The organism is Nonomuraea indica (genome assembly GCF_002850745.1).
GTDB lineage: Bacteria > Actinomycetota > Actinomycetes > Streptosporangiales > Streptosporangiaceae > Nonomuraea > Nonomuraea indica.
Genome location: NZ_KZ559491.1, coordinates 1 through 1,619, shown reverse-complemented (window position 1 = coordinate 1,619; position 1,619 = coordinate 1). Strand labels below are relative to the sequence as shown.

The following is a 1,619-nucleotide window of genomic DNA, read 5'->3' as shown; positions in this document are numbered from 1 at the left end:
CGGCCCTCGGCGCAGCCCTCGCCCTCGCGTTCATGCGCAGGCCGAAGAGGGCCGTCGCGGCGGACACCCGGCCCGAGTCGCAGCCGGCCGGCACCTGACCGGGGCCCGGTGGGGGCGTGCCGCCGAGCGCGCCCCCATTCGCCCGGAATACCATAGGGGGGTATAGTGTTTCGTGGAGGGAACGTACGGGATCGGAGACCCGAAATGGCCGGATACATCGACACGAAACAGGACCATCAGCGGCGGCTGCGCCGGATCGAAGGGCAGATCCGTGGTCTGCAGCGGATGGTCGAGGACGACAAGTACTGCATCGACATCCTGACCCAGGTGTCGGCGGCCAACAGCGCGTTGCAGTCCTTCGCCATCACCCTGCTGGAAGAGCACATGGCCCACTGCGTCGCGGAGGCGACACGCAAGGGTGGCGAGGAGGCGCAGCTCAAGGTCAAGGAAGCCGCCGACGCCATCGCCCGCCTGGTCCGTTCCTGATCATCGTCGAGGAGTGAATGACATGCCCACCACCGCCCGCTACACCGTCGAAGGCATGACCTGCGGCCACTGCGTAACCTCGGTCAAGGAGGAGGTCGGCGAGGTGCCCGGCGTGACCGCCGTCGAGGTCGACCTGGCCACCGGCCTGCTGACCGTGCAGAGCGACAGCCCCGTCGACCAGGCGAAGATCGTCGCCGCGGTCGAGGAGGCCGGATACGACGTGGCAGGTCAGCCGTGAACACAGCAGCCAAGCTCGGCGCCTACGGTCTGGGACTGGCCGTCGTCTTCGGCGGGGCGCTCGGCCTCGGCAACGCCGTCGGACCGGTCACCCCGGCCCCGGCCCCGGCTGCGGCTGCGGCTCCGGGCCACGGCACCCACGCCGAGCCGGTGGCCCCGACGCAGGTCAAGAACGAGATTGATACCCCTGGGGGGCTCCAAGTGTCGGAGAACGGCTACACACTCACCCCGCTCACCGGAGCGATCACGCCCGGCGAGCCCACCGATTTCCGGTTCGCCGTGACGGGACCCGACGGCAGGCCGGTTACCGGCTACGAGGTCTCACACGACAAGAAGCTGCATCTCATCGTGGTGCCACGCGATCTCGGCGACTTCCAGCACGTGCACCCGGAGCTCGGCGCCGATGGCGTCTGGACGGTGAAGCTCACCCTCCCAAAGGCGGGCGCGTACCGGATGTTCGCCGACTTCGCGCCGAGCGGCGGCCAGGCGCTGACCCTGGGAGCCGACGTGCTGGTGGCCGGCGACTACACGCCCAGGGCGCTGCCGGCGGCCGCCCGCACGGCGAGCGTGGACGGCTACACGGTCGAACTGGCCGGCGAGCTGACGCCCGGCCGGTCCAGCAGGCTGACGCTCACCGTGAGCAAGGACGGCAAGCCGGTCACCGACCTGCAACCCTACCTGGGCGCCTACGGTCACCTGGTCGCCCTGCGCGGCGCCGACCTCGCCTACCTGCACGTGCACCCCGACGGGGAGCCCGGCGACGGCAAGACGCAGGCCGGCCCCGGGATCGTCTTCTTCGCCGAGGCGCCGAGCGCCGGCAGCTACCGTCTGTTCCTGGACTTCCAGCACGAGGGCGAGGTACGCACCGCCGCCTTCACCGTCAACGCCGGTCAGGC

General features: G+C 70.4%; 3 protein-coding genes. All 3 read left to right on the top strand.

Going from position 1 to position 1,619, the window contains the following annotated elements; genetic code table 11:
- Positions 1 to 204: 204 nt before the first annotated feature.
- Positions 205 to 486 carry a metal-sensitive transcriptional regulator gene (locus CXR44_RS34930; RefSeq protein WP_101790431.1) on the top strand — a complete coding sequence of 94 codons (282 nt, stop codon included), beginning with the start codon at positions 205 to 207 and terminating at the stop codon, positions 484 to 486.
- Between the two features lie 22 nt (positions 487 to 508).
- Positions 509 to 724: a heavy-metal-associated domain-containing protein gene (locus CXR44_RS34925; RefSeq protein WP_101790430.1), complete on the top strand. Its 216-nt coding sequence runs from the start codon at positions 509 to 511 to the stop codon at positions 722 to 724.
- Positions 721 to 1,619, top strand: an 899-nt coding sequence (locus CXR44_RS34920; protein WP_101790429.1) for a hypothetical protein, incomplete at its 3' end; no start/stop codon positions are given. The genes CXR44_RS34925 and CXR44_RS34920, both read left to right, overlap by 4 nt.